Source organism: Thalassovita sp., from assembly GCF_965218685.1.
Lineage (GTDB): Bacteria > Pseudomonadota > Alphaproteobacteria > Rhodobacterales > Rhodobacteraceae > Thalassobius.
This window is the reverse complement of the sequence record NZ_OZ244657.1, coordinates 3,136,110-3,159,528: the sequence shown is the minus strand read 5'-3', so window position 1 is coordinate 3,159,528 and position 23,419 is coordinate 3,136,110. Positions and strand designations below refer to the sequence as shown.

Annotated in this window: 19 protein-coding genes and 1 tRNA gene; 10 read left to right on the top strand and 10 right to left on the bottom strand. The window is 60.5% G+C overall.

Features of this window, described 5'->3' with window-relative positions; translation table 11 throughout:
• The first annotated feature begins 257 nt into the window (after positions 1-257).
• Positions 258-1,145 carry a tyrosine-type recombinase/integrase gene (locus tag ACOQOQ_RS15630; protein WP_092465131.1) on the top strand — a complete coding sequence of 296 codons (888 nt, stop codon included), beginning with the start codon at positions 258-260 and terminating at the stop codon, positions 1,143-1,145.
• 12 nt (positions 1,146-1,157) lie between these two features.
• Positions 1,158-2,357 (top strand): IS91 family transposase, encoded by a 1,200-nt coding sequence (locus ACOQOQ_RS15625; RefSeq protein WP_420566739.1) that lies wholly within the window; start codon positions 1,158-1,160, stop codon positions 2,355-2,357.
• Positions 2,358-2,743: 386 nt separating this feature from the next.
• Here the strand turns inward: ACOQOQ_RS15625 and ACOQOQ_RS15620 are convergent, their stop codons facing one another.
• The gene (locus ACOQOQ_RS15620) at positions 2,744-3,568 is read right to left on the bottom strand and encodes a helix-turn-helix domain-containing protein (protein WP_420567904.1); all 825 of its coding nucleotides are present in this window, start codon (positions 3,566-3,568) and stop codon (positions 2,744-2,746) included.
• Between the two features lie 86 nt (positions 3,569-3,654).
• Here ACOQOQ_RS15620 and ACOQOQ_RS15615 point away from each other — a divergent pair, with 86 nt between their 5' ends.
• Complete coding sequence (locus tag ACOQOQ_RS15615; protein WP_420567903.1) at positions 3,655-4,695, top strand: alpha/beta hydrolase; 1,041 nt, start codon at positions 3,655-3,657, stop codon at positions 4,693-4,695.
• A 439-nt stretch (positions 4,696-5,134) separates the two neighbouring features.
• Here ACOQOQ_RS15615 and ACOQOQ_RS15610 read toward each other — a convergent pair whose 3' ends face one another.
• The 5 genes from ACOQOQ_RS15610 to ACOQOQ_RS15590 all read right to left on the bottom strand — a co-directional run bounded on the left by ACOQOQ_RS15610 (position 5,135) and on the right by ACOQOQ_RS15590 (position 11,391).
• Positions 5,135-6,334, bottom strand: a complete 1,200-nt coding sequence (locus tag ACOQOQ_RS15610; RefSeq protein WP_420566739.1) for an IS91 family transposase — start codon at positions 6,332-6,334, stop codon at positions 5,135-5,137.
• Between the two features lie 12 nt (positions 6,335-6,346).
• Positions 6,347-7,234, bottom strand: coding sequence for a tyrosine-type recombinase/integrase (locus tag ACOQOQ_RS15605; RefSeq protein ID WP_092465131.1), 888 nt, complete (start codon positions 7,232-7,234; stop codon positions 6,347-6,349).
• 215 nt (positions 7,235-7,449) lie between these two features.
• Positions 7,450-8,799 (bottom strand): hypothetical protein, encoded by a 1,350-nt coding sequence (locus ACOQOQ_RS15600; protein ID WP_420567902.1) that lies wholly within the window; start codon positions 8,797-8,799, stop codon positions 7,450-7,452.
• A 492-nt stretch (positions 8,800-9,291) separates the two neighbouring features.
• Entirely contained in the window at positions 9,292-10,491 is a 1,200-nt protein-coding gene (locus tag ACOQOQ_RS15595; RefSeq protein WP_420566739.1) for an IS91 family transposase, read from the bottom strand.
• 12 nt (positions 10,492-10,503) lie between these two features.
• Positions 10,504-11,391: a tyrosine-type recombinase/integrase gene (locus tag ACOQOQ_RS15590; protein ID WP_092465131.1), complete on the bottom strand. Its 888-nt coding sequence runs from the start codon at positions 11,389-11,391 to the stop codon at positions 10,504-10,506.
• 467 nt (positions 11,392-11,858) lie between these two features.
• On the opposite strand from ACOQOQ_RS15590, the gene ACOQOQ_RS15585 reads away from it, so the two are divergent.
• The 5 genes from ACOQOQ_RS15585 (at position 11,859) to ACOQOQ_RS15565 (ending at position 15,728) form a co-directional block, all read left to right on the top strand.
• Positions 11,859-12,746 (top strand): LysR family transcriptional regulator, encoded by an 888-nt coding sequence (locus tag ACOQOQ_RS15585; protein ID WP_420567901.1) that lies wholly within the window; start codon positions 11,859-11,861, stop codon positions 12,744-12,746.
• A 107-nt stretch (positions 12,747-12,853) separates the two neighbouring features.
• Positions 12,854-13,477, top strand: coding sequence for an NAD(P)H:quinone oxidoreductase (gene wrbA, locus ACOQOQ_RS15580; RefSeq protein ID WP_420567900.1), 624 nt, complete (start codon positions 12,854-12,856; stop codon positions 13,475-13,477).
• Positions 13,477-14,115 carry a DsbA family oxidoreductase gene (locus tag ACOQOQ_RS15575; RefSeq protein WP_420567899.1) on the top strand — a complete coding sequence of 213 codons (639 nt, stop codon included), beginning with the start codon at positions 13,477-13,479 and terminating at the stop codon, positions 14,113-14,115. The genes wrbA and ACOQOQ_RS15575 overlap by 1 nt, the downstream gene beginning before the upstream one ends.
• Before the next feature lie 183 nt (positions 14,116-14,298).
• Positions 14,299-14,796: an AAA family ATPase gene (locus tag ACOQOQ_RS15570; protein ID WP_420567898.1), complete on the top strand. Its 498-nt coding sequence runs from the start codon at positions 14,299-14,301 to the stop codon at positions 14,794-14,796.
• Between the two features lie 44 nt (positions 14,797-14,840).
• The gene (locus ACOQOQ_RS15565) at positions 14,841-15,728 is read left to right on the top strand and encodes an EamA family transporter (RefSeq protein WP_420567897.1); all 888 of its coding nucleotides are present in this window, start codon (positions 14,841-14,843) and stop codon (positions 15,726-15,728) included.
• A 273-nt stretch (positions 15,729-16,001) separates the two neighbouring features.
• Here ACOQOQ_RS15565 and ACOQOQ_RS15560 read toward each other — a convergent pair.
• A tRNA-Gln gene (locus ACOQOQ_RS15560) sits at positions 16,002-16,076 on the bottom strand.
• Between the two features lie 116 nt (positions 16,077-16,192).
• Positions 16,193-16,693: an SH3 domain-containing protein gene (locus ACOQOQ_RS15555; protein WP_420567896.1), complete on the bottom strand. Its 501-nt coding sequence runs from the start codon at positions 16,691-16,693 to the stop codon at positions 16,193-16,195.
• Between the two features lie 136 nt (positions 16,694-16,829).
• On the opposite strand from ACOQOQ_RS15555, the gene ACOQOQ_RS15550 reads away from it, so the two are divergent.
• Positions 16,830-17,816, top strand: coding sequence for a 2-hydroxyacid dehydrogenase (locus tag ACOQOQ_RS15550; protein WP_420567895.1), 987 nt, complete (start codon positions 16,830-16,832; stop codon positions 17,814-17,816).
• Positions 17,817-17,847: 31 nt separating this feature from the next.
• Positions 17,848-19,626 carry a gamma-glutamyltransferase gene (gene ggt / locus ACOQOQ_RS15545; protein WP_420567894.1) on the top strand — a complete coding sequence of 593 codons (1,779 nt, stop codon included), beginning with the start codon at positions 17,848-17,850 and terminating at the stop codon, positions 19,624-19,626.
• Between the two features lie 3 nt (positions 19,627-19,629).
• Here ggt and ACOQOQ_RS15540 read toward each other — a convergent pair whose 3' ends face one another.
• Positions 19,630-20,538 (bottom strand): pirin family protein, encoded by a 909-nt coding sequence (locus tag ACOQOQ_RS15540; RefSeq protein ID WP_420567893.1) that lies wholly within the window; start codon positions 20,536-20,538, stop codon positions 19,630-19,632.
• Between the two features lie 168 nt (positions 20,539-20,706).
• Entirely contained in the window at positions 20,707-23,217 is a 2,511-nt protein-coding gene (locus tag ACOQOQ_RS15535; protein WP_420567892.1) for a GcvT family protein, read from the bottom strand.
• Between the last annotated feature and the right edge of the window lie 202 nt (positions 23,218-23,419).

Below are 23,419 nucleotides of genomic sequence, written 5' to 3'. Positions count from 1 at the left end.
GTGAATTTTATGGAACTAACAGGGAAGCGATACTGAACCTGATCTATGGGGCATTATGATTTAGCTGCCCGAAATTCCTGGAGCCGACGTTCGAGCGGAGTGCAGCGAACGGCTGCCTAGAGCCCTTGGACTAAGCCGCTCCGCGGCATTGGCGCCTTTGGTTGGTGTGGTGACCTGACCAAATCAGTGCGCATTTTGCGATTTTGATGACCTGCCGGACGATTGGGGCCTTCTCAATCATTAGACAGGAGGTTTCCATGACAGAGGAGAGAGTAAGCCCGCTGCGTCAGCGGATGGTCGAAGACATGCGTATCCGTGGCATGGGCGACAAAGCTCAGAAAGCCCACATCCGAGCGATCAAAGACTTCACCGCATTCCTTGGCCATTCGCCTGATACCGCAACGCCGGAGGAACTGCGCGCCTATCAGCTTCATATGACCAACGCAGGGGTCACGCCGTCAACTTTCAATGCGCGGATCGTGGCGCTCAGGTTCTTCTTCGGCATGACCTGCGGGCGGGAGGAGATGAAGCGCTATATGCAATTCCGCACCGAACCGCGGAAGTTGCCGATCGTTCTCAGCGTCGAGGAGGTGTCCGACATCCTGATGGCGGCACCCGGGCCAGGGCTGAAGTATCGGGCGGCGCTCAGCATTTCTTACGGTGCCGGCCTCAGGGCAGCGGAAGTCTGTAATCTCAAGATCGGTGATATCGACAGCGACCGGATGCTGATCCATGTCGAGCAGGGCAAGGGGCGTAAGGATCGCAAGGTCATGCTGTCCCCGGGCTTGCTGAATCTGTTGCGTGATTGGTGGCGCGAGGCCCGCCCGGAAGGCTGGCTGTTCCCGGGCAAGCCAAAGATCAACCCGATTTCGCCGAGGCAGTTGAACCGTGCTTTCACCTCAGCCAAGCACATGGCTGGCATCAGCAAACCGGCAACACTGCACACGCTGAGGCACAGTTTCGCGACACATCTGTTGGAGGCCAACACGGATGTGCGGGTGATCCAGGTGCTGCTCGGTCACGCCAAGCTCACCACGACGGCGCAATATACCCACGTCGCCACCAAAACGATCCGCGACACGGTCAGCCCCTACGAGATGCTGGCCAAGCTGCAGGACCAGACTGTGAAGCGAAGTCTGGAGTGATTGGCTGTCGGGGTGCCCCGGCCAAAGCTAGAGATCGCTGACATCTTCCGTGCCCATGGTCCTGCGTGGCGGCAGGCCAATGCCGGGCATGTCAGCCTCTCGCAACTCAAGGTGATGTCAGCGATAGAAGCCTGCCGGACCGACGCGCTCGGCGGGCATGTGGCCGGTTGCACCAAGTGCGGCCACCATCACATCGCCTACAACAGTTGCAAGAACCGCCATTGCCCGAAGTGTCAGGGGCCGACGGCGCGAGACTGGATTGAGGCCCGCGCCGAGGACCTGCTTCCCGTGGAATATTTCCACGTCGTGTTCACGCTGCCCGCCGAGATCGCGCAAATCGCCTATTGGAACAAGAGGGCGGTCTACGCGCTGCTGTTCAAAGCGTCGGCGGAAACGGTCATGACCACTGCCGCCGACCCCAAACGCATGGGTGCGAAGGTGGGGCTGACCAGCGTCTTGCACACCTGGGGCTCTGCCATGACACACCATCCGCATATCCATATGATCGTGCCCGGCGGCGGTCTGTCGAGGGACGGCACCAGGTGGGTCGCCAGCAAGCCCGGGTTCTTCTTGCATGTGCGCGTGCTGTCCCGCCTGTTCCGCCGCCTCTTTCTGGACGGCCTGATGGCGCTGCACCAAGCCGGAGACCTGGCTTTCTATGGCGACCTGGAGCGGTTGGTCCGGCCGGATGCCTTTACCGCCTGGCTCACCCCATTCCGTAAATCCGAATGGGTGGTCTATTCCAAACCGCCCTTTGGCGGCCCAGAGGCCGTGCTTGCCTATCTGAGCCGCTATACCCACAGGGTAGCGATCTCGAACCATCGCTTGGTCAGCGCGGATGCCCACACTGTAGCTTTCCGTTGGAAGGATTATCGCATCAAAAATGGCGATCGCCAGAAGATCATGCGCCTTGCCACACCCGAGTTCATCCGCCGCTTCCTGATCCATGTCCTGCCCGATGGGTTCCATCGCATCCGCCATTACGGCCTGCTGGCCAGCGGTGTCCGCAAAGCGAACCTCACCAAAATCCGCGCGCTGCTCTGCGTCCAGCCAGTGGAACAGGCGGATAACCACGATCTTGAGCCAGAGGTTGCCCCTCTTACGCTGCGTGAACCCTGCCCATGCTGCGGCGGACCCATGCGTATCATCGAGATCTTCCGTCGTGGGCAAAAACCGATGTCGCGCGCGCCACCAAGGGAGCAGGCCGCATGACCGAACGCCTCGCAAAGATCATAAACCCATGCTGGCAGCTCCATGCAGGCCCGGCCCAAGCCACCTGCGCCGATCAGGTACCAGCGCGGTTCCAGACCGCACATGCACACAGTCCGACGGTTAGCGCTTGGCGGCTGGACTGGGAAGCCCGCGTGTCCACCGCCGTGAAAAACGTGAAACGGCCCGCTGAAATCGCCGTCGCATCAACCGCCGGCGCTCTTTCCCCATAGTCTCACCAAGACCCTCGCGGCTTCGTCCTTGGGAGGTTTTCCAACGCGGGTCGTCCGCCCGCCAAGGCGCCAACCTTACGCCGCGACCCGCATCAGAAAACCTTCACCAAACCGCACGATGCTGCACGCCGTTCGAATGTCCGTATTCATTCGATGTCAAAAGCGTTCACCAAGGAGGCGATAGCACCAAAAGGGTTCCTCGGTTTCGATCGCTTTGTTGAGCCGGGCCGGCGAGAACCCCGTTGCGCGGCGCACGGCACGCCCCATATGGGACTGGTCCGAATACCCCGCGTCAGCGGCAATTCCCGCCAGAGGTTGTTCCGCCGAGCGCCTCGAAAGCTCATGGAGCCGTTCGAAGGTTGAATAGAAAGCCAAACTGCGTTGCGTTTGGCCAGAGAAGCGTTTGATCTTGCGCTCGATGCTGCGCAGGCTGCGCCCGGCTCCTGAAAGCGCGGCACGGGTCGTCAGCGCTGTGGACCAGTCTGATATGCGTGCAGCAGGCTGCCAGATATCCGGCCTCGCGGCGGACCATGCGGCCTGAAGCCTTTGGCAAAATGCGACCCAGCCTTCGGCAGCATCGCCTGCGAAATCTAAGCCCTCGAACGCCTCATCCAGAACGGGCGGCAATGTCGAACAGGCCTCCTCACCGCTAAGGGCACGCCACGCGTCAGGAAAGACACCGACGGTCAACGCGACAACATCACCCTGCGCCCAACTGGATACGGGCATGTCTTGTGGAGGGAGAACCGATTTTTCTCGAAGGGGCGGTATCAGTGCCGCCTGCCGCCAGTTTGTGCCTGATGGCAACAGATGCAGCGTCCCATGCTGAACGAGCGTAATAGCAACAAGCGGTGACGCCGGAAAATGGTTCATTCGGTCGGCATCGGACAGATTTGCCCCGCGTGTGTCCCGATAAACACCGGCCATGAGGCAGCCCGCCAGGTCAGGCGGTGGCAGGAACAGTTTTGCGATCGGCGGCATAACAGGATCCTTTTGACGCAATCATTCTATAATTTGCAGCCCCCGTTGAGACAATAAAGGCCCAACCAGCTAACAAGGACAAAAATATGGGTAAAATAGTCTATTCTGGCTCGTTCCAGCTACGGGTGCGAAGCCTTGCGAAACTCAGTCAGATCGCGATTTCGACGTCGGTGCGGCACGGTTTCGGGCGACGCATGGCCAAGGATTGGGACGCCAACATGGAAACCGGCATCCGGTTCGTCCGTCACCAGTTTACCGCCGCCATGCGCCATCCGGACATCCGGGAGGGGCGCAAACTGTTCGACTGCGTTCAGTTGCAGACGGACGATGTCTATGCAGTTTCAGAGACTGATGCCGAAGGGGTCAAAGGGCGTTGGTATGACCCCAATCATCGCGAAAGCGACGCGGCCCTGCTTTATTTCCATGGCGGAGGGTATGCCTTCCACGGCGGAGTGAGTGGCCGCTTCGCGCAAATGCTGGCGCATCACACCGCAGCAAGGTTGTTCGCCCCCGACTACCGTCTGACACCCGAGCATCCCCATCCTGCCCAGGCAGAAGACGCCATGGCCGCATGGGACTACTTATCGGCGCAAGTGCCCGCGGAAAGGATCGTCGTGATTGGCGACAGCGCTGGCGGGCATATGGCTTTGATGTTGCTTCAGGCTCTGAAAGCACAAGGAAAACCCCAGCCCGCGTTATGCATCGGTCTGTGCCCTTGGACGGACATAGGCGATCGCGGCGCCAGCCTGCACGAAAACAATCCAACCGATCTGGTGCAGGGTTGGATGGCGCTCCAATTCGGCCGCTGGCTTGATCCCGATCAGGCGTATGGGCGGGGTGCCTTGTCTCCGATCTCGTACGATTACAGCGGACTTGCGCCACTCTATTTGCAAGCGGGAGGGCGGGAAGTTTTGCGTGATATGATCATCGACTTCGCGCGCGAGCAGAAAGCGAAAGCAGCCGAAGTGAGGCTCGATCTATGGCCCGACATGCCGCATGATTTTCAGGCCTACGACAGCATGACGTCATCATCACAGGCCGCACTAATGAGGATCAGGCAAGCAATTGACAGTCAACTTCTTGAGGGCGCCCCCCTGCACGGCCTGCAGGATGTGACCGTTGTATAGACGGTGAGAAGATGGGGTTGACGACAGGAAAGCGGCCATTGGCGCAAAACGCAGTAAAAGTCCGCTTTCCGCCCCTGGTGCCGATCAGCGATGTCCGCTTTGGTGAAGGTTTTCTGATGCGGGTCGCGGCGTAAGGTTGGCGCCTTGGCGGGCGGACGACCCGCGTTGGAAAACCTCCCAAGGACGAAGCCGCGAGGGTCTTGGTGAGACTATGGGGAAAGAGCGCCGGCGGTTGATGCGACGGCGATTTCAGCGGGCCGTTTCACGTTTTTCACGGCGGTGGACACGCGGGCTTCCCAGTCCAGCCGCCAAGCGCTAACCGTCGGACTGTGTGCATGTGCGGTCTGGAACCGCGCTGGTACCTGATCGGCGCAGGTGGCTTGGGCCGGGCCTGCATGGAGCTGCCAGCATGGGTTTATGATCTTTGCGAGGCGTTCGGTCATGCGGCCTGCTCCCTTGGTGGCGCGCGCGACATCGGTTTTTGCCCACGACGGAAGATCTCGATGATACGCATGGGTCCGCCGCAGCATGGGCAGGGTTCACGCAGCGTAAGAGGGGCAACCTCTGGCTCAAGATCGTGGTTATCCGCCTGTTCCACTGGCTGGACGCAGAGCAGCGCGCGGATTTTGGTGAGGTTCGCTTTGCGGACACCGCTGGCCAGCAGGCCGTAATGGCGGATGCGATGGAACCCATCGGGCAGGACATGGATCAGGAAGCGGCGGATGAACTCGGGTGTGGCAAGGCGCATGATCTTCTGGCGATCGCCATTTTTGATGCGATAATCCTTCCAACGGAAAGCTACAGTGTGGGCATCCGCGCTGACCAAGCGATGGTTCGAGATCGCTACCCTGTGGGTATAGCGGCTCAGATAGGCAAGCACGGCCTCTGGGCCGCCAAAGGGCGGTTTGGAATAGACCACCCATTCGGATTTACGGAATGGGGTGAGCCAGGCGGTAAAGGCATCCGGCCGGACCAACCGCTCCAGGTCGCCATAGAAAGCCAGGTCTCCGGCTTGGTGCAGCGCCATCAGGCCGTCCAGAAAGAGGCGGCGGAACAGGCGGGACAGCACGCGCACATGCAAGAAGAACCCGGGCTTGCTGGCGACCCACCTGGTGCCGTCCCTCGACAGACCGCCGCCGGGCACGATCATATGGATATGCGGATGGTGTGTCATGGCAGAGCCCCAGGTGTGCAAGACGCTGGTCAGCCCCACCTTCGCACCCATGCGTTTGGGGTCGGCGGCAGTGGTCATGACCGTTTCCGCCGACGCTTTGAACAGCAGCGCGTAGACCGCCCTCTTGTTCCAATAGGCGATTTGCGCGATCTCGGCGGGCAGCGTGAACACGACGTGGAAATATTCCACGGGAAGCAGGTCCTCGGCGCGGGCCTCAATCCAGTCTCGCGCCGTCGGCCCCTGACACTTCGGGCAATGGCGGTTCTTGCAACTGTTGTAGGCGATGTGATGGTGGCCGCACTTGGTGCAACCGGCCACATGCCCGCCGAGCGCGTCGGTCCGGCAGGCTTCTATCGCTGACATCACCTTGAGTTGCGAGAGGCTGACATGCCCGGCATTGGCCTGCCGCCACGCAGGACCATGGGCACGGAAGATGTCAGCGATCTCTAGCTTTGGCCGGGGCACCCCGACAGCCAATCACTCCAGACTTCGCTTCACAGTCTGGTCCTGCAGCTTGGCCAGCATCTCGTAGGGGCTGACCGTGTCGCGGATCGTTTTGGTGGCGACGTGGGTATATTGCGCCGTCGTGGTGAGCTTGGCGTGACCGAGCAGCACCTGGATCACCCGCACATCCGTGTTGGCCTCCAACAGATGTGTCGCGAAACTGTGCCTCAGCGTGTGCAGTGTTGCCGGTTTGCTGATGCCAGCCATGTGCTTGGCTGAGGTGAAAGCACGGTTCAACTGCCTCGGCGAAATCGGGTTGATCTTTGGCTTGCCCGGGAACAGCCAGCCTTCCGGGCGGGCCTCGCGCCACCAATCACGCAACAGATTCAGCAAGCCCGGGGACAGCATGACCTTGCGATCCTTACGCCCCTTGCCCTGCTCGACATGGATCAGCATCCGGTCGCTGTCGATATCACCGATCTTGAGATTACAGACTTCCGCTGCCCTGAGGCCGGCACCGTAAGAAATGCTGAGCGCCGCCCGATACTTCAGCCCTGGCCCGGGTGCCGCCATCAGGATGTCGGACACCTCCTCGACGCTGAGAACGATCGGCAACTTCCGCGGTTCGGTGCGGAATTGCATATAGCGCTTCATCTCCTCCCGCCCGCAGGTCATGCCGAAGAAGAACCTGAGCGCCACGATCCGCGCATTGAAAGTTGACGGCGTGACCCCTGCGTTGGTCATATGAAGCTGATAGGCGCGCAGTTCCTCCGGCGTTGCGGTATCAGGCGAATGGCCAAGGAATGCGGTGAAGTCTTTGATCGCTCGGATGTGGGCTTTCTGAGCTTTGTCGCCCATGCCACGGATACGCATGTCTTCGACCATCCGCTGACGCAGCGGGCTTACTCTCTCCTCTGTCATGGAAACCTCCTGTCTAATGATTGAGAAGGCCCCAATCGTCCGGCAGGTCATCAAAATCGCAAAATGCGCACTGATTTGGTCAGGTCACCACACCAACCAAAGGCGCCAATGCCGCGGAGCGGCTTAGTCCTAGGGCTGTTATTGGCGGCACCGCACCAATTTGCCATGTTTGGGACGGTTCTTTGGGTGAGATGGCTGATTGCATTGAGCGTCGATCATCCCACTTCGTCCTCGTCATCTCGATCAGCTGCGGTCGCTACGTCCTCTGCAGCCAAACGCTCTGGTTTGATTTTTGGCGCTGGTTTCCGCCATTCTTGGAGATTCTGACCAATCTCTCGATAGAAAAAGGGAACCACTTCTTCGAGTTCTTTGATGAAATTGATCTGCTGGGTAAATTTTGCACCAAGCCTACGAGCGATGAAAATATGGAATCGAGTTACCTGTAATCCGTTTTTATCTTTCTCACAGATAGTTGGGTCTGCGATGAGTTCTGACAGTTGAAACTGAGTGGTTTCGCTTCTGCCTGGCCAGGTCATCCTGACGAAAGCTTCCTCCAACTTCTCAGTTTTGATCTGTCGTATCAGCCAGTTAACGCGTGCTTTGGACGACACTCTGTCTTCTGGCGCGCGCAGGGTCATCCCGATATCTATGGTGCGACGCGCAAGATCTGCCACTATTTCGACCGGTGCAGCCGCGTCGGGCACATCCAAAACTAACTGCAATTGGCCATCCTCTCGAAGCAGCTGCAATTCGTCTTTCCGTCGTTGTGCAGGGTCCACGCGATGCTTTCGGGGCAGTTTCTCCTGTACTTCGGCCTCAGTTTGTCGGCTCAGAATAAGAGAGAGATCGCGTGTTTCCTGGTGCCAAGAATCCAATACGATGGCTGCTTCAGGGGACTTTGCCGCGATCTTCCCGCCAGCAGATACAAGCCTATTGAGTTCAGTCCATTCAGGGGGCATTCGATCGAAGCCTTTGACGCCTGCGCTCTCGTGGGTGAGAAAACGCCGGAGTTCATTTAGAAGCAGCTTTTGGTCTTCGTCCGCGACTTTGTCTTGGTTCAGCAAGATGTCAGTGACGGTCAGAATGAACATCCATGACCAGTGAAAAACGGGAATTTTGGAACGGCTCTTGCGAATAGCTTCGACCGGATGATGTTCAGGTTGGGTCGCAAACTGGTTTGAAATTGTAATAACGCAGTCGAGGCCCTGTTCCTTGGCAATTTCTCGGTATTTCTCAACTTGGTCCGCACCAATTTCGGCATTTCCAACCTTGGCTTCCACCAACGCGCGCCATTCGTTTGCCCCTGTACTTAAGACGATCAGCCCATCCGGGCGATCTTTCACCTGGGTTTTTTCGTTTTTGAAGACGATCTCGGTATACGTCTCAAGTTTGGAGCGTTTTCCTACGCGCTTGCCTACTGTGTGCAGTATCTCCGCGCCGAATTCGTCAATCTTCGAAATGCAGGCGAGAACGATTGAGGTGGTTCGTCCTTCTTTTGATGTCGTTGCCAACACCGGAAATAGGCGTGCTACTTCGCCTTGTTCGAGATAATCCGGACGATGCATATGCGAGCCTCCTACTTCACAATTTCGTCAACCTTAGGTGAGAATAGCCACTTCCTACAACCCAGAGCTGCTATGGTGGGTTTTGGCGTGAAGAATTGGCTCAAAGAAGATTGCTTTCCTTACCGGATCCGAAGAGAAAACCAGCGTCCGCTTTGGTGAAGGTTTTCTGATGCGGGTCGCGGCGTAAGGTTGGCGCCTTGGCGGGCGGACGACCCGCGTTGGAAAACCTCCCAAGGACGAAGCCGCGAGGGTCTTGGTGAGACTATGGGGAAAGAGCGCCGGCGGTTGATGCGACGGCGATTTCAGCGGGCCGTTTCACGTTTTTCACGGCGGTGGACACGCGGGCTTCCCAGTCCAGCCGCCAAGCGCTAACCGTCGGACTGTGTGCATGTGCGGTCTGGAACCGCGCTGGTACCTGATCGGCGCAGGTGGCTTGGGCCGGGCCTGCATGGAGCTGCCAGCATGGGTTTATGATCTTTGCGAGGCGTTCGGTCATGCGGCCTGCTCCCTTGGTGGCGCGCGCGACATCGGTTTTTGCCCACGACGGAAGATCTCGATGATACGCATGGGTCCGCCGCAGCATGGGCAGGGTTCACGCAGCGTAAGAGGGGCAACCTCTGGCTCAAGATCGTGGTTATCCGCCTGTTCCACTGGCTGGACGCAGAGCAGCGCGCGGATTTTGGTGAGGTTCGCTTTGCGGACACCGCTGGCCAGCAGGCCGTAATGGCGGATGCGATGGAACCCATCGGGCAGGACATGGATCAGGAAGCGGCGGATGAACTCGGGTGTGGCAAGGCGCATGATCTTCTGGCGATCGCCATTTTTGATGCGATAATCCTTCCAACGGAAAGCTACAGTGTGGGCATCCGCGCTGACCAAGCGATGGTTCGAGATCGCTACCCTGTGGGTATAGCGGCTCAGATAGGCAAGCACGGCCTCTGGGCCGCCAAAGGGCGGTTTGGAATAGACCACCCATTCGGATTTACGGAATGGGGTGAGCCAGGCGGTAAAGGCATCCGGCCGGACCAACCGCTCCAGGTCGCCATAGAAAGCCAGGTCTCCGGCTTGGTGCAGCGCCATCAGGCCGTCCAGAAAGAGGCGGCGGAACAGGCGGGACAGCACGCGCACATGCAAGAAGAACCCGGGCTTGCTGGCGACCCACCTGGTGCCGTCCCTCGACAGACCGCCGCCGGGCACGATCATATGGATATGCGGATGGTGTGTCATGGCAGAGCCCCAGGTGTGCAAGACGCTGGTCAGCCCCACCTTCGCACCCATGCGTTTGGGGTCGGCGGCAGTGGTCATGACCGTTTCCGCCGACGCTTTGAACAGCAGCGCGTAGACCGCCCTCTTGTTCCAATAGGCGATTTGCGCGATCTCGGCGGGCAGCGTGAACACGACGTGGAAATATTCCACGGGAAGCAGGTCCTCGGCGCGGGCCTCAATCCAGTCTCGCGCCGTCGGCCCCTGACACTTCGGGCAATGGCGGTTCTTGCAACTGTTGTAGGCGATGTGATGGTGGCCGCACTTGGTGCAACCGGCCACATGCCCGCCGAGCGCGTCGGTCCGGCAGGCTTCTATCGCTGACATCACCTTGAGTTGCGAGAGGCTGACATGCCCGGCATTGGCCTGCCGCCACGCAGGACCATGGGCACGGAAGATGTCAGCGATCTCTAGCTTTGGCCGGGGCACCCCGACAGCCAATCACTCCAGACTTCGCTTCACAGTCTGGTCCTGCAGCTTGGCCAGCATCTCGTAGGGGCTGACCGTGTCGCGGATCGTTTTGGTGGCGACGTGGGTATATTGCGCCGTCGTGGTGAGCTTGGCGTGACCGAGCAGCACCTGGATCACCCGCACATCCGTGTTGGCCTCCAACAGATGTGTCGCGAAACTGTGCCTCAGCGTGTGCAGTGTTGCCGGTTTGCTGATGCCAGCCATGTGCTTGGCTGAGGTGAAAGCACGGTTCAACTGCCTCGGCGAAATCGGGTTGATCTTTGGCTTGCCCGGGAACAGCCAGCCTTCCGGGCGGGCCTCGCGCCACCAATCACGCAACAGATTCAGCAAGCCCGGGGACAGCATGACCTTGCGATCCTTACGCCCCTTGCCCTGCTCGACATGGATCAGCATCCGGTCGCTGTCGATATCACCGATCTTGAGATTACAGACTTCCGCTGCCCTGAGGCCGGCACCGTAAGAAATGCTGAGCGCCGCCCGATACTTCAGCCCTGGCCCGGGTGCCGCCATCAGGATGTCGGACACCTCCTCGACGCTGAGAACGATCGGCAACTTCCGCGGTTCGGTGCGGAATTGCATATAGCGCTTCATCTCCTCCCGCCCGCAGGTCATGCCGAAGAAGAACCTGAGCGCCACGATCCGCGCATTGAAAGTTGACGGCGTGACCCCTGCGTTGGTCATATGAAGCTGATAGGCGCGCAGTTCCTCCGGCGTTGCGGTATCAGGCGAATGGCCAAGGAATGCGGTGAAGTCTTTGATCGCTCGGATGTGGGCTTTCTGAGCTTTGTCGCCCATGCCACGGATACGCATGTCTTCGACCATCCGCTGACGCAGCGGGCTTACTCTCTCCTCTGTCATGGAAACCTCCTGTCTAATGATTGAGAAGGCCCCAATCGTCCGGCAGGTCATCAAAATCGCAAAATGCGCACTGATTTGGTCAGGTCACCACACCAACCAAAGGCGCCAATGCCGCGGAGCGGCTTAGTCCAAGGGCTGGCAGCGGCCACCGAGAGGCACCTTCACAGCCGGTCCAGGGCGAAAATCGCGTACTGCACCGCCGCAAGGCAGCTTCGAGCCCATTTCGCCCGATGCTGTAGCCGGCATGAATGGCACGGATACCTTCCAAAATAATCGTCCAGCGATGGTCTTTCCGCTTCCACAGCTTCGAGTCGGCGGGCTTTGCAGATATGGTATCCGCTGAGAGGGAGGCGAATTGACAGCGGGGCAGCCTCGCGGCCCATTCGCCCGAAAGCCGCATTCATGGTATTCCTCGACCCGATCGCTCGCATAATGCGACGTTTCACTCAAACTGATCGAAAGCAACAATGGATAAGCTCTCCGTCATGAACGCCTTCCGCCGCATTGTCGAGCGTGGCAGCTTTGCGCGTGCGGCAGAGGATCTCGGCGTGTCACCCGCCCTTCTCAGCCGTGAGATCAAGCTTTTGGAAGAGAGCCTAGGTACGGTATTGCTCAACCGCACGACCCGTTCGATGTCACTCACCGATGCGGGCCGGCTCTTCTATAACGAAGCATCAGGTATTCTTAATGCCGTATTCCAGGTCGAGACCCGCATCCGTGACGGCGCCGGGGCAATTCGCGGCCATCTGAAGGTCAACGCATCCAGTTCCTTCGGTCAGACCGTCATTGCGCCGATCCTGCCCGGGTTATTCGACGCCTATCCCGACCTACGTCTGACGCTGTCGATGGATGACCGGGTGATCGACATGGTGGAGGGCGGCTTTGATGTTTCGATCCGGATCCGAGCGGCGATGCCAGACTCCGCGCTTGTGGCGCGTAAGCTGGGGACGATGCGGCAACGGATCTTTGCGGCGCCGTACTATCTGGACAGTGTCGGCGCTCCGCAAACGCCGCTGGACGTGGCCAATCACCGTGTCATCGGTTTTTTGCTTGCCGATCACCTGACCACATGGACCCTTCATGGTCCCTCTGAAACAGTGACCGTGGATCTTGATCCCCCCATCCGCGTTGGCAACAGCCTTGTGCTGCGCGATCTTCTGATCGCCGGTCAGGGCATCGGCACCTTGCCGGATTTTGTTTCAAAGGATGCAGTCACGCGCGGCGAGCTGGTCCGCGTGCTGCCAGATTGGGAACTGCCCGCACCGGAAATCTACGCGGTGACCGCCTCGCGTCTCGGAATGGATGCGAAAGTCACGACGTTTCTTGATCATCTGAGCGTGGCGCTGCGCCCCTGACATTCTTCAACTCACGTAAAGAGTGAAGTGAAAGCGAGCCGGTTATTCCGGACCGGCTCATCCCCGATCTTCTCAGGTGACGAAACCCGCACACTTGAGAGGATCCCATGACCCGTGTTCTTGTTCTTTATTATTCCAGCTACGGCCATGTCCGCGCCCTTGCCGAGGCCGAGGCCGAAGGTGCACGTTCGGTACCCGGCACCCATGTTGACGTGCGGCGCGTACCCGAAACCGTCCCTGCGGAGATCCGGCAAAAAGCCGGGTTCTTGCCGGACGAGACCCCGGTTGCGTCTACCACCGATCTGGAAGGCTATGACGCAATCATTTTCGGCACCCCGACGCTGTTCGGCATGATGGCCGGTCAGATGAAGTCTTTCCTCGATCAGGCTGGCGGCCTGTGGGCGCGGAATGCGCTGGTCGGCAAGGTCGCGGGCGTCTTCGCCTCCACCGGCTCGCAGCATGGTGGTCATGAGGCGACGCTGCTGTCCACCCAGATCCCGCTGCAGCATTTCGGAATGCTGATCGCGGGCATGCCCTACACCTTTGCCGGTCAGAAGACGGGCGAGGAAATCGTCGGCGGCGCCCCCTATGGCGCGGGCACGATTGCCGGGGCCGACGGGTCGCGCGCCCCCTCCGAGACCGACCTTGCCGGGGCGCGTTTTCAGGGGGCGCATGTCGCCCGGATCGCCGCGCGTCTGGCAGGGGCAAATCAACAAGAGGAGGCCGCGTGATGGCGTCCCTTACCATTGATTTCTTTCACGACGTCGTCTGCTGTTGGTGCTTCAACATCTCGTCGCGTATGCGGCAACTGGCAGAGGAGTTCGACCTCGGCATTCGGCACCGCACCTTCGTCCTGCAGGCCAGCCCAGCCGAGATGGCCGACCGCTGGGGCACGCCCGAAGAGGCCCGCGAGACCATCCTCGGGCATTGGACGGTCTGTCGGCAGGCCAGCGATCAGCCCGAACGCGTCGATATCGACGCCATGCGCGCCGCGCCCTTTGATTATCCCCACGGGATGATCGCCGCCCTTGGCTGCAAGGCTGCCGAACGGATGGGCGGGCAAAAGGCGCACTGGGACATGTTCGATCATCTCCAACGGGCTCATCTGGGCGAGGCGCGCAACATTGCCGACCGCGACACCATTCTGGCGGTGGCTCGCAATCTTGGGTTCGAAGACGCGGGTTTTCGCGAGGCGTTCGACGCTCCGGAGACGGCACGGGCCGTCGACGCCGACCGGCAACAGGCCCGCGTGCTACAGGTCCGCTCCGTGCCCATGCTCATCGTACGCGAAACGGGTGCGCGCCTGATCAGCGGGCCGCGAGAGGATCTGGCCGCACAGCTCCGTGCCGCCCTGCGCCTTGTCGCCTGAAAGGAAACGTCATGACATTCCTGTTACGCCTCACAAGCAAGCGCCCCCGTCGCCGAAAATCACCTGGCACCCTGCCAGATCTTTCGCCCCATATGATGCGGGACGTCGGCCTTGCCCCCCGGTTGGGCACCCCGCGTCTGCCCATCTATCCGCTCTGGTAAACCAACGGATCCGAGGTCCATCATGCCCGATAGCCCCCCGACACTTCACCTGATATGCGGTAAGATCGCCGCAGGAAAATCCACTCTGGCGGCCAGGCTTGCAGGTGCGCCCGGGACTGTCCTGATCGCCGAGGACGACTGGCTGAAGGCGCTCTTTGCCGACGAACTGGTTTCTCTGACCGATTATGCCCGATGTTCCACCAAGCTGCGGCGGATCATGGCCCCTCATGTTGGCGCTTTGCTGAACTCGGGACTCTCGGTCGTCCTCGACTTCCCGGCGAACACGCCCGTGCAACGCTGTTGGATGCGTCGCATCCTCGAGGGCACGACGGCCTTTCATCAACTTCACCTGCTCGATGTATCGGACGAAGTCTGCCTGTCGCGGTTGCGAGACCGGAACCATCAGGGCGACCACCCGTTCACGGCAACAGAAGCCCAGTTCCGTCAGTTTTCCAGCCACTTCACCCCGCCCACGCAGGCCGAGGTTTTCAATGTTGTCAGGCATGACGACGGCGATTGACGCTTGCGCCGCCTTTTCGCCCCTTCAGTAACGGGATTACACATATGTCGAGAAGAACCGATATCTTTCTTACCTCACTTGCGCCTGCAATCTGGGGCAGCACCTATCTGGTCACAACCGAGACCTTGCCAGAGGGCTACCCGGTAACCCTTGCGGCGCTGCGCGCGCTGCCTGCCGGGCTGTTTCTGCTGGCCTTCACGCGATGCCTGCCACCGCGCGCATGGCTGGGCCGCACCTTCGTGCTCGGCAGCTTCAACTTCGCCCTGTTCTGGGTGCTTTTGTTCGTGGCTGCCTATCGACTGCCGGGGGGCGTCGCGGCAACACTTGGATCGCTGCAGGCGATGATGGTCATTTTCATGGCGCGCGGCTGGCTCGGCACACCGATCCGGGCAGGCGCGGTCGCTGCGGCAGCTGTGGGCGCCCTTGGCGTGGCGCTGTTGGTGATCGGTCCCGAGGCCGCGCTTGATCCCATCGGTATCGCAGCAGGTCTGGGCGGGGCCGCCTCCATGGCGGCGGGAACCGTGCTCAGCCGGAAGTGGCAGCCCCCCGTTTCGGCGCTGAGCTTCACCGCGTGGCAGTTGACCGCAGGAGGTCTTGTCCTGTTGCCGCTCGCTCTGGCCATAGAACCGCCCCTGCCACCGCTGACGGCGACCAATCTGGCTGGACTGATCTGGCTTGGCCTTATCGGCGCGGCGGCGACCTATGCGCTCTGGTTTCGAGGGGTGGCCCGGATCGAACCCGGCGCCGTCGCCATGCTGGGCATGATGAGTCCGATGACTGCAGTTTTTCTGGGCTGGGTGGTTCTGGGGCAATCGCTTTCGCCCCTGCAGGGCTTGGGTGCAGTCATCGTTCTGGCTTCTGTCTGGGCGGGTCAGCACGCGACCCGGACTATGCCCGCGCCAAGCCCGATCCGCGCCCCTCTGCGCGGTTAGAAACCACCTGATCCCCCCTTTAACGAAAGGACCCTTCCCATGCCTGCTCTTACCCTATCCGACGACCTTGTCCGCAGCGCGCACAGTTCGCCACTGTCTGAAGTTCCACATTCCAAACTCGTACCGCCGGAATCGCATACAGAGACTGCGGCTCGAAATCGGCCCAGTTCGTGCTCTTGTCTGCGTCTCTGCTGAAATCCCTGTCTGCCAAACGCCCGAAAACACGCGACAATATCGCAGTGAGCTTTCAACGTCTGAAAACATGGAAGTGAATGGCTGGGGTGGTAGGATTCGAACCTACGGTACACTGTACCAAAAACAGTTGCCTTACCACTTGGCTACACCCCAACGGTGAGGGCGTAAATAATGCGATGATTTGGCGGGCGCAAGCCCCAAATGACGAAAATATTGTCATTTTATTCACGCGGGATTCTGGCGTGGGTTGGGGCTTTGCAGGCTTGGGTTTAGTCGCGGATTTCGTCGGGGGCGACGCCCCACAGGGCCCCCTTGGGGGACCAGCCGCGGAAGCCTCCGGTGGAAAGGCGACACCAGTCGGGGCCGCAATCCTCGAGCCGGGCGATGACGCCCATTTCAAGGCGCGCTTTGATCGGTGCAGCCGCGTCGGGGCGGGCGCGCAACTCGAGCAGGTCCTGGTCTACGATGACCGTGCGCATACCCGACAGCAAAGAATAGTGCACCCAGCCGCTGGCGCCGTCGCGGTCGCGCACGCGGCGCCAGTGTTCATATTCGGCGGTAATCTCGACCGGCATGTCGCGGCGCTTGAAAATCCAGTCGATACGGTGCGTGAGGCCGGGGCCGCGGCGCACGTTCGCCTCGCTGGCCTTGATCGAGACATAGCGCGGAATAGGCAGGTTGGTGACTTTCCCACGTTCTTGCGGGGCCGCTGCGGCCAGTGATGCAAGGAAAATACCGCCGATTGCAGTCACGAAGAGCGTCGCTCTCATCGCTGTCACCTGTTTTTTGCCTGTCATGCGCAATTATTTTTTCGCGCCTTATTATGCCGGGGGTTCTTGTGCCTCGGCGATACATCCGCCACTCTGACATCAAAACGCGCAGTTGAAAAGAAATGGGAGGACCCTGATGCCATCTGAGCGCCTGAGTGTTGTCGTTACGCGACGCTTGCCGGAAGTGGTGGAAACGCGGCTGATGGAATTGTTCGACGTCAAGCTGCGTGAAGACGACACGCCGATGACGCGGGCCGAATTGATCGAGGCCATTCAGGACTGCGATGTGCTGGTGCCAACTCTGACCGACGACATCGATGCCGGTCTGATCGGACAGGCCGGCGAGCGTCTGAAGCTGATCGCCAACTATGGCGCGGGTTTTGACCATATTGATGTGAATACAGCCCGCCAGCGCGGCATTCTTGTGTCCAACACCCCCGGTGTGGTCACCGATGACACCGCAGACATGACCATGGCGCTGATCCTTGGTGTGACACGCGGTATCCCGCGCGGTCTGAGCGCCATGAGCTCGGGCGAATGGAACGGCTGGTCGCCGACGGCATTTCTTGGTGGTCGTATCGGAGGCCGCCGTCTGGGCATTCTGGGCATGGGCCGCATCGGTCAGGCCGTTGCTCGCCGTGCCCGCGCCTTTGGCATGCAAATCCATTATCACAACCGTCGCCGCCTGCGTCCCGAGATCGAGCAGCCCCTGGAGGCGACCTATTGGGAAAGTCTGGATCAGATGGTGGCGCGGATGGACGTGATCTCGGTCAACTGCCCGCACACGCCTTCGACCTTCCATTTGATGAATGCGCGGCGTCTGAAGCTGATGAAACCCAGCGCGGTGATCGTGAACACCTCGCGCGGAGAGGTGATCGACGAGAACGCGCTGACCCGGATGCTGGCCACAGGTGATATCGCCGGCGCCGGTCTGGATGTCTACGAGCGCGGCGCCGAGGCCAATCCCAAACTGCGCGAGTTGGATAACGTTGTGATGCTGCCGCACATGGGCTCGGCCACGGTCGAAGGCCGCATGGAAATGGGCGAAAAAGTCATCATCAACATCAAGACCTTCGCTGACGGTCACCGTCCGCCCGATCAGGTCGTCCCCGCCATGTTGTAATACCGGCGCAAGGCCGGGAAAGGAGCGCGTGATGCTACGCCATATCTCGGCCTTCGTTCTGGGCCTGTGTTTCGCCAGCGCAGCCGTCGCCGAACAGGCGGCGGACAGCGTGTTGCCCGAACTTGGCGGAGCAGGAGAGCAAGCCCTGGATCAGGCGGTCGCGGCCGCTCAGCAGGCCAAGGCCAATGGGGTTCCCGTCACCGCAGACGAATGGATGATCGTCGCCGCCAATCCCTATGCCACGCGGGCTGGGGCGCAGGTTCTGCAAGCGGGCGGAACCGCCGCGGATGCCGCCATTGCCGTGCAACTGGTTCTGGGGCTGGTCGAGCCGCAATCCTCGGGACTGGGAGGCGGCGCTTTCGTGGTCTGGTATGACGCGGCCAGCGGTCAGCTGACCACGCTTGACGGGCGCGAAACCGCCCCGCTCGAGGTCACACCGCGCTTGTTTCAAGACGAAAATGGTGCCCCGCTGAAATTCTTTGACGCGGTGGTCGGGGGGCGCTCGGTTGGCACCCCGGGCACGCCCGCGCTGCTGCAGGAACTGCACACCCGCTGGGGCAATCAGCCCTGGGACAGCCTGTTTGACGAGGCGATCACCCTGTCCGAACAGGGGTTCGAGGTATCACCGCGCATGGCGGCCTCGGTCGCGCGGGATGCAGACCGTCTGGCACGATTTCCTGCGACAGCTGCGTATTTCCTGCCCGGCGGAAACCCGGTGCAGGCCGGTCAGGTCCTGACCAATGCAGACTATGCCAAGACGTTGAAAACGCTGGTATATCAGGGGGCAGGTGGCTTTTACAGTGGCCCGATTGCCGCTGATATCGTGCGCACGGTCCGCACAGCCCCCGGCAATCCGGGTGTGCTGAGCCTGCTGGACATGGCGATCTATCAGGTCAAGGAACGCGCGCCCGTTTGCGGCGCGTATCGCGCGCTTCAGGTCTGCGGGATGGGGCCGCCGTCCTCGGGGGCGCTGACCGTGGGGCAGATACTGGGCATGGTGCAGCATCATGACCTGTCCGCAGGGCCGGATGATCCACAGGTGCTACGGATTTTGGGCGATGCCAGCCGCTTGGCCTTTGCAGACAGGGCGCATTACATGGCCGACAGCGATTTCGTGCCTGTTCCGGCCAAGGGTCTGCTGGATGCCGACTATTTGCGGGCACGCGCTGCGCTGCTGAACGATCAACGCCTGCCTGAGGTCGGCCCCGGCGCACCCGAGTTTGACCACGCAGGCCTGTGGGCTGCGGATCAGTCGCTCGAGCTGCCCTCGACCTCGCATATTTCCATTGTGGACCGCTATGGCAACGCCTTGTCGATGACCACCACGATCGAGAACGGCTTTGGCTCGCGCTTGTTTGTGCGTGGCTTTTTGCTGAACAACGAGTTGACGGATTTTTCCTTTCGCAGCCACCACGACGGGCGGCCCATCGCCAACCGGGTCGCGCCGGGAAAACGTCCGCGTTCCTCGATGGCGCCGACAATTGTGATGAAGGACGGCAAACCCGTTCTGGTCACCGGATCACCCGGAGGCAGCCTGATCATCGGCTATGTCGCGCACAGTATTCTGGCCTGGGCCGAATGGGGCATGGATGTGCAGCAAGCCAGCAGCCTGCCGCACCGGATCAACCGCTTTGGTCGCTATGATGTCGAGGACGGGCAGGGTGGGGCAGCCACGGCCAAAGCGCTTGAAGACATGGGATATCCGGTGAAGGTTGGGGCGATGACCTCGGGGCTGGGAATGATCCAGATCGGTCAGGGCTTGACGGGGGGCGCCGACCCAAGGCGCGAGGGGATCGCCCTGGGTCAGTAAGCGTCATCCGTGGCGGATAAAGCTGCCGTTCTGAAGCTCGCGGAAGGCTTGGCGCAGCTCGTCCTGGGTGTTCATCACGATAGGTCCGTGCCATGCAACGGGTTCCTGGATGGGGCGGCCGGTCATCAGCAGAAACCGGATGCCCTCGTCGCCTGCCTGAACCGTGATCTCATCACCTGATCCAAAGCGTACCAGCGTCCGATTGCCTGTCATGTCACGGATGTTCAGTTCTTGCCCGCGGAATTCTTTCTCAACCTTGATCCCCACGGGGTCCGAGGCATCGCGGAACGTGCCCGATCCCGCAAAAACATAGGCCAGCGCGTTCGAGCGCGTGTCCACAGGCAGCACCTTGCGCTTGCCTGCAGGCACCGAAACATCCAACAGCATCGGATCAGCAGCGATCCCGTCAACGGGGCCTGTCTTGCCCCAGAACTTGCCGATGATCACCTTGACCACGGTGCCATCATCGTCAATCTCGACCGGAATATCACTGGCCGTGATATCCTGGTAACGCGGCGCGGTCATCTTCAACGACGCGGGCAGGTTGGCCCACAACTGAAATCCGTGCATCCGCCCCAGCGTATCTCCCGCGGGCATTTCCTGGTGCACGATCCCCGATCCGGCAGTCATCCATTGCACAGATCCGGGTCCCAGAAGGCCCTTGTTCCCCAATGAATCCGCGTGCTCGACCTCCCCCTCCAGAACATAGGTGATGGTTTCGATCCCGCGATGCGGATGCCAGGGAAACCCCTTTGAATACATCCGCGGATCGTCGTTGCGAAAATCGTCCATCATCAAAAACGGGTCGGTCAGCGTCGGATCGTCAAAGCCGAAGACGCGGTGCAAATGTACGCCTGCGCCCTCCATCGTGGGCTGAGCAACCGAGGTGGCGGCAACTGGTCTGAAGGTCATAAGGGATCTCCTGTTCGTTGCGCCTAATGTGGACCTGAACGAGGTAAAATCAAATCCCATCCGGTGAACTCGAGTTGTGCATCCGCGCACACAAGCGCCAACCGGAGCATGGCGCCAAAGGCGCAAGGCGACAAATAAAGCGCGCCCCGCAAGGGGCGCACCATTGGATCAACCGTCTTTGCGGATGGTCTCGTTCTTGGGGTCATATGGACTGTCGCAGGTCACGACGGCATCCCACAGCTGGTCGAACATCTTGACCTTCAGCTTGGTACCCTCGACCGCCAGATCGGGGCGGACATAACCCATGCCGATGCTTTTCGCGAATGCCACCGAATACCCGCCCGAGGTCAGGCGCCCCACCTTGGTGCCGTCTTCCAGGTACAGCGCTTCGCGGCCCCAGGGATCGGCATCTTCTGGCCCGTCGATCAGCAGTGTGCAGCATTTTGAACGAATGCCCTTGGCCTCCATCGCGGCCTTGCCGTGGAAATCCTTGGACAAGTCAATAAAGCGTGGCAGGTCCGCCTCGGCCGGGGTCGCATCGCGGCCAAGTTCGGTGCCGAAGGCGCGATAGGATTTTTCCTGACGCAGCCAGTTTTGTGCCCGCGCACCGACCAGCTTCATCCCGTGCTTTTCGCCTGCCGCCATCAGCTGGTCCCACAAATAGCGCTGCATCTCGATCGGGTGGTGCAGCTCCCAGCCCAGCTCGCCGGTATAGGCCACGCGGATCGCGTTTACCGGACACATGCCCAGCTCGATCTTGCACTCGGACAGCCAGGGGAAGCGTTTGTTCGACAGCACGGTTTCAGGGTCGGCATCGCGGACCAGCTCGTTCAGAACATCGCGCGATTTGGGGCCGGCAATGGCGAACACTCCCCATTGCGTGGTCACGTCCTGGGCTGCCACATAGGCGCCGGGGTTGGCGGCATTCCAATCCTCGATCGCCTTGAACAGATAGTCCTGGTCATAGGCCGTCCAGGCCCCAGCCGAGACGAGGTAATAGTCATCCTGACCACGTCGCACGATGGTGTATTCGGTGCGCGTGGTGCCCGCGCTGGTCAGCGCATAGGTCAGGTTGATCCGGCCCACCTTGGGCAGTTTGTTGGTGGTGAACTGGTCCAGAAACGCGGTGGCGCCGGGGCCTTTGACCTCGTGTTTGGTAAAGGCCGAGGCGTCGATCAGACCCACGCCCTCGCGGATCGCCTTTGCCTCGTTCACGGCATATTGCCACCAGCCGCCCCGGCGGAAACTGCGGGCGTCGTGGTCGAAACTGTCGGGCGCATCCAGCGGGCCATAGTAATTGGGCCGTTCCCATCCGTTCACCTGTCCGAACTGCGCGCCAAGTGCCTTTTGTTTGTCATAGACGGGCACGGTGCGCAGCGGGCGGGCGGCCTCGCGCTCTTCATCGGGGTGGTGCAGGATATAGACGTGCTCGTAGCATTCCTCGTTCTTGGTGACCGCATATTCGGTGGTCATCCAGGGGCCATAGCGTTTGGGGTCCAGGCTGGCCATGTCGATCTCGGCCTCGCCTTCGACCATCATCTGAGCCAGATAGTATCCCGTTCCGCCCGCAGCCGTTATCCCAAAGCTGAACCCTTCGGCCAGCCACATGTTTCGCAGACCCGGCGCCGGGCCAACCAACGGGTTACCGTCGGGCGTATAACAAATTGGGCCATTGAAATCGTCCTTCAGTCCGCTTTCAGCACAGGAGGGTACCCGTTCGGCCATCGCCATATACTGATCCGCGATCCGGTCCAGATCCAAGGGAAACAGATCGGCGCGGAAACTGTCGGGCACCCCATGTTCGAACCGCGCCGGCGCACCGCGTTCATAGATCCCCAGAATCCAGCCGCCACGTTCCTCGCGGGCATAGGATTCGTTGTCCGCGTCGCGCACGACCGGGTGTTCAGGGTTGCCAGCCGCGCGCCATTTGACCAGCTCGGGGTCCTTGTCCATGACGATGAACGTATGCTCGACCGGGATGGCGGGCATCTTGATGCCCAGCAATTTTGCGGTGCGCTGCGCGTGGTTTCCTGAAGCAGTGACGACATGTTCAGCGGTGATGACGACCTGCTCGTCGCTAGGGATCAGGTTGCCACCCTTTTCAATCATTTTGGTGCAGGTTACCTCCCAGTGGGTGCCGTTCCAATGGAAGGCGTCGGCCTGCATCTTGCGCACGATTTCCACACCGCGTTGACGCGCGCCCTTGGCCATCGCTTGGGTCACGTCGGCGGGGTTAATATAGCCGTCCTCGGTGTGATACAGCGCGCCTTTCAAATCACTGGTTTCGATTAGAGGCCAGCGCTCCTTGATCTGCTCGGGGGTCAGCCATTCATAGGCCACATCGCAGGTTTCTGCGGTTGAGGCATAGAGCATGAATTCGTCCATGCGCTCTTGGGTTTGCGCCATGCGCAGGTTTCCGACCACGGCAAAGCCTGCGTTCAGGCCGGTTTCTTCTTCCAATGTCTTGTAGAAGTCGACCGAGTATTTGTGGATGTGCGTCGTGGCGTAGCTCATGTTGAACAGGGGCAGCAGGCCCGCCGCGTGCCAGGTACTGCCGCTGGTCAGCTCGTCCCGTTCCAGCAGCATCACATCAGACCAGCCCGCGCGGGCCAGGTGATAGGCGATCGAGGTGCCGACGGCCCCACCGCCGACGACCAGAGCTTTGACATGAGTTTTCATTGCGCAGACGACTCCGTTGCGTGGATTTTTCCTGATGTTGGCCGATCACGCCGGGGCGCGCATTTACCAGCCGACCCATGATAGCGCGAAACCGACATCCGTCCGCATACGTAGCGGCACATAACCGACCACGCGGTCAAATGGGCTTGCCGCGCTGCAGCGAATACCGTAGATATACGGTGTTTTTGTGAGGAGACCCCGA